Source organism: Roseovarius sp. D22-M7 (assembly GCF_037083785.1).
Classification (GTDB): domain Bacteria; phylum Pseudomonadota; class Alphaproteobacteria; order Rhodobacterales; family Rhodobacteraceae; genus Roseovarius.
This window is the reverse complement of record NZ_JBAPKY010000036.1, coordinates 1-4,489: the sequence shown is the minus strand read 5'-3', so window position 1 is coordinate 4,489 and position 4,489 is coordinate 1. Positions and strand designations below refer to the sequence as shown.

The following is a 4,489-nucleotide window of genomic DNA, read 5'->3' as shown; positions in this document are numbered from 1 at the left end:
CGCTCGCCGTGGCCATCGGCGTGGGTCAGGTCCGCCTGCACGACCAGCCCGTTGCGGTTCTCCATCAGGGTATGGCCCATGAAACACAGTTGTGCCGCGGCACCCGGCGACTTCTTGTAGAGCCGCGCATCGGGGTCGGTGACCGATGCGTGGGTGGCGTTCGAGCGCTTCGTGCCGCGAAAATCGATCTCGGGATTGCGGGGCTGGTGCGTGGTGCTCGGTATGGGCTGGGTCTCGGTCTGCTGGGGTTGGTCGGGGCTGGCGGAGGTCTCGTCGGTCGGTGGCGGTGGCGGATTGCCGGGGTCGTCCTCGTCCGGCGGCGCCGTGCTGTCCTTGGGCTGGAAGCTCTTCATGGACGCCCACGCCTTGACCAGGGTGCCGTCGACCGAGAAGTGCTCGTCTGAAAGCAGCGGCTTGACCTCCGGATGCGCCAGGATCGCGGCCATGACCTTGCGCGACATGTCGGTGGTCAGCAGCCGGTCGCGGTTCTTGGTGAACACCGTCGGGACCCACACGGGATCGTCGATGCCAAGCCCGACGAACCACCGAAACAGCAGGTTGTAATCCATCTGCTCCATCAGCTGCCGTTCAGAGCGGATCGAAAACAGAATCTGCAAAAGGCTGGCGCGGATCAGACGCTCGGGCGCGATGGAGGGACGGCCTTCGCTCGTGTAGAGCACATCAAACTCGGCATCGAGGCTGGCCAGCGCATCGTTCACGATCTGCCGGATCTTGCGCAGCGGGTGGTTTGCGGGAACCCGCGCCTCGAGATCAACATAGCTGAACAGCGCCCCGCTCGTCCCGTCCGTCCCGCGCATCGTCATCCCCCTACATGCCGTGCAAAGGGTGAATCACGTTCTCAAATCCATGTCGAGGCGGAGTTTTTCAGCAGCCTGTTAAGGCAGGGCAAAATGCTTTTCGAGCTGCCGAAAAGTTTTTCGCCCGCTGTCACTCTTCAGAAAGGTAGTCGTTGCGAGATGCTGCATGTCCCATCCAATCTTGCCCGCCGAAGGCATTCCCTTCTTGTTCAGGGGCATCCGCACTTCTCATACCAGCTCTGGCAGAATTTCACGAAGTGCCGTGTCGGATGGTTGGGAGCGCTGTCGAGATCAGCAAGCCACATGCGCCATTCGTCTTCCAGCATGTGCGTGTCCCATCCTGGTGCCGCCTGCTTGGCCTCAATGTGTGCATCACTGTCAAGGTGGCCGTCCCATCGCGCCCTGAGCTTGCCGAGTTGCATTGTTCCACGGTTGAGAAACGTCACCATGTCCGCTTCAGCATCAAATGAAACGCTGTAGTCGGGCAGGTGATCATAGCTCGCCAGATCACGTATCATCTGCCGGAAGCGCTTGAGCGGGCTCTGTGACCCTGTCTTCTTGAAAAGGGTAGGGAGGCCGACCTTCCATTCGTTCTTTTGGCCGCAGTGCTTGCGTGCAATCTCATAAACGCGCCTCTCAATCGGCTTGCGGAGACGGAAGTAGTCCCGATGCAACGTCAGCAATTCTTTCGAGCGAATAGCATTGAAAACCCAGTCTGACAGCTTGACCTCACACCAGAGCAAGCGCCCACCGAGGCCGTGCTTGCGGCGGATCGACGACGTGTCGATCAGTCCGAAACCATCGATTTGCTCTTCGTCCCCAGAGCGGATGTTGGTGCGGATCCGCGTACCCTCCAGCCGATCAAGGGACTCCACAAGCGCCATGTAATCCCGCCCGCTTGTGCCCCTGTTGGTGAAGATCAGCAGGTCGCGTGAGTTGATCCGCACACGTGGCGAGACAGGTTCGTTGTTCTTCAGCTTCGCCATGATCTGGGAGATGCAGTAGATCAGGATATCCTTGTCATAGATCGTCGCCAAGCCTTTGACGCTAGGCGTTATTTCTATCCAGTTCCCATTATGCTCGTATCGCCGGACGTTAGTCTCGGGCTTCTTGGAAAGTGAGTAGAAGGGATGCTCCATGTGCGCCATCATATCCTTCAGAACGGCGTCCGCCACGTCGCAGATAAACAGATCGTGCTGCGGATGCCGGTCAGGAATGAGTGGCAGGGAAGACTTCCCTTCTTGAGTTGGAGCAAGGCTAAGATTCGTGGTTTCAGTGTCCATGCATGATATTCGTGGTATTAGGTACTTGGAGTCAAGGTTCGTGGGAACAGTTACCAATACGAAAGATTCGTGGTATCAGTTACCAAAAGCGAGATTTTAGTTACCGAGATTCGTGGTATCAGTTACCAGGGGTTTGCATTTATATATATTTATCAGGTACTTACACAACCTTATCCACAGCGTAACACATTATTTAACACATATATAACACACACGACTTCAAGCCCCGTCGCAACAGGTCCCCCCGAGTGTCGTTCTTGCTCACACGTTGCAGAACGCGCCCCAGCATGGGCCGTGCCCGATCGCTACCGGAGATTGACCATAACATCGCGCTCCTCGAACGCATCTACATCAGCAGCCGCTTCCGCAACGACTCCGAGGGGCTGGACGAAGGGGAAGGTCAGTGCCTGACGCGTTGTCCACAAGCATCATGCGTGTTATCAATGCGCATGAATAACCCACAAGGGAAATCGGATGAACAAGCGCGCTACCAATTTGACAATAGACCGCGCCCTGCTGGACGAAGCGCGCAGCCTTGGGATCAACCTGTCGGCCACGTTCGAGACAAGCCTGCGCGAGGCAGTACGCGCCCGCAAGGCCGCGAAGTGGCTGGAAGAGAACCGCGCGGCGCTGCAAAGCTCGAATGACTGGGTGACGAAGCACGGGCTTCCACTTGCCGAATACAGACAGTTCTGATGGCGAAATACGCTCTGTTCGGTAACCCGGCGGGCGGTGGCTATCTGCTGGATATGCAAAGCGATCTGCTGGACGATCTGAACGTCCGCGCCGTGGTGCCGTTGCTGCCGAAAGACGATGCCCCGGTCGCGGCAAGCCGACTGAACCCGGTGTTCGAGATCGAAGGCACGGCGCATGTGATGATGACCCAATACATCGCCGCCGTGCCCGCTACGATTCTTAAGGCCCCGTTGGGCGATCTGTCGCCACAGGCCGATCCGGTCACGGCGGCGCTCGACATGCTGTTTCACGGATTCTGAGTCCACACACCTCTGCCAAGTGTGGAGTTTTGCAAACTCTTATGTCATCAATAAACGATCGTTTGTAAACGTATGCAAGCGTGGTTTGTATTATCGACATTGCTCCAAATCCCTTGTTTTTCCTACGTTGAACGCGACGGGAGTAGCCCTTCGTGCATGCACGGGCGATGCCTGCGTGGACAAGAAAGCGCCCTTTCCGAAAAACACTTGGGTAATGTGCAAAATATATGTATTTTACACATATGAGATCATATCCTCCTGAAAAAAATGGCATTGCCGAGAGCCACAGAGAGGGCCCCTATGACGACGAGATCGCCGAAGAGGAGCTGTGGTTCCTGCCCGGCCCGATGGAAGAGGAGCCAGACTTTCTACCGCCCCTGCCTCGGGCCGAAGCCGATGAGCGCGCACAGATTGCTGGCTGGGAACTGACGCAAGGCGAACAGGCGGCGCATCTGGGGCGCGTTGCTGCCCGGTTTGGTGCCCTGGACGAACGGCTTCGGCGCGGCCCTGAGGGATGGCGACACCGGCTGGCCCTGATCGAGGCCTCGGAGCTCAGCTGGCTGACAGAGTGTCGGGTTTCGACCGACCGACTGGGGCTGTGGCATGCCATGCGGATTAGTGCGGCCAGCGATGACACGAGCGCTCTTCAACGCGCCACCTGGGCGTTTCGGCGTCTGGCGGGTGGTCCAGGGCCAGAACCCGATCTGGCGGGCTTTCTCGGTCGGCAAGAGATTCCAAGGCAAGACCCCCTGTCTGAGAAGGTCGCGACCTGGAATGCGATCATGTCGGCCGCCGGGAGACTGCACCCAATCGTTCGCGCATGCTTTGCGTTTTACCTTTGGCCCCTGACCGGGATCGGCATCGAGGATGATCGTCTCGAGGGCGCCGTGGTTGCGGGACGTATATCCGCCAGCGAAGGGCAGGGGGGTATCCTGTTCGTGCCGGTGCTGATGGGTGGGGCAGGAACCCTGCGCGGCGGTGGTGATCCGGCAGAGCGTCTCCGCAACTGGCTGAAGGCGGCGGAGCAGGGTCTCGTTCGGGCCATGCGGCACATCGATCAGCTGGAACGCTGGGAAGACACAGCCAGGGACCGGGCTGCATGCCTCTCGGGGCGCACGCCGTCCCGGCTGATCGAGGCCTTTTGCAGCTGGCCCTTAATAACCGCCCCCATGGCTGAGAAATTTACCGGCGTCAGTCGTGCCGCGATCCAAAGAAACCTTGCATGGTTCGAAGCCCAAGGCCTCGTGACCGAGGTCACGGGGCAAGGACGGTTCCGCATCTGGCGGGCAGTGCTGTGACGGGTGACCTTGTCGTTGAGCCGCTCCAACAGCGTTGAAATGGCCGCGTTCACCTCGGCCAGCGAGAAGAACCGCCGTTTGCGCAACTGCGCGAG

Annotated in this window: 4 protein-coding genes and 1 pseudogene (1 of these 5 cut by a window edge); 3 read left to right on the top strand and 2 right to left on the bottom strand. The window is 58.9% G+C overall.

From position 1 onward, the window contains the following. Nucleotides 1–818: pseudogene (locus V8324_RS14915) on the bottom strand (IS5 family transposase); it reaches 189 nt to the left of the window's first position. A 209-nt stretch (nucleotides 819–1,027) separates the two neighbouring features. Continuing rightward, nucleotides 1,028–2,101: a replication initiator protein A gene (locus V8324_RS14910; protein ID WP_336420724.1), complete on the bottom strand. Its 1,074-nt coding sequence runs from the start codon at nucleotides 2,099–2,101 to the stop codon at nucleotides 1,028–1,030. Nucleotides 2,102–2,575: 474 nt separating this feature from the next. On the opposite strand from V8324_RS14910, the gene V8324_RS14905 reads away from it, so the two are divergent. The 3 genes from V8324_RS14905 (at nucleotide 2,576) to V8324_RS14895 (ending at nucleotide 4,394) form a co-directional block, all read left to right on the top strand. Continuing rightward, nucleotides 2,576–2,797, top strand: a complete 222-nt coding sequence (locus V8324_RS14905; protein WP_336420723.1) for a type II toxin-antitoxin system CcdA family antitoxin — start codon at nucleotides 2,576–2,578, stop codon at nucleotides 2,795–2,797. Next, nucleotides 2,797–3,096, top strand: a complete 300-nt coding sequence (locus V8324_RS14900) for a CcdB family protein (RefSeq protein ID WP_336420722.1) — start codon at nucleotides 2,797–2,799, stop codon at nucleotides 3,094–3,096. The genes V8324_RS14905 and V8324_RS14900 overlap by 1 nt, the downstream gene beginning before the upstream one ends. A 242-nt stretch (nucleotides 3,097–3,338) precedes the next feature. Continuing rightward, nucleotides 3,339–4,394 carry a hypothetical protein gene (locus V8324_RS14895; protein ID WP_336420721.1) on the top strand — a complete coding sequence of 352 codons (1,056 nt, stop codon included), beginning with the start codon at nucleotides 3,339–3,341 and terminating at the stop codon, nucleotides 4,392–4,394. Nucleotides 4,395–4,489: the final 95 nt, after the last annotated feature.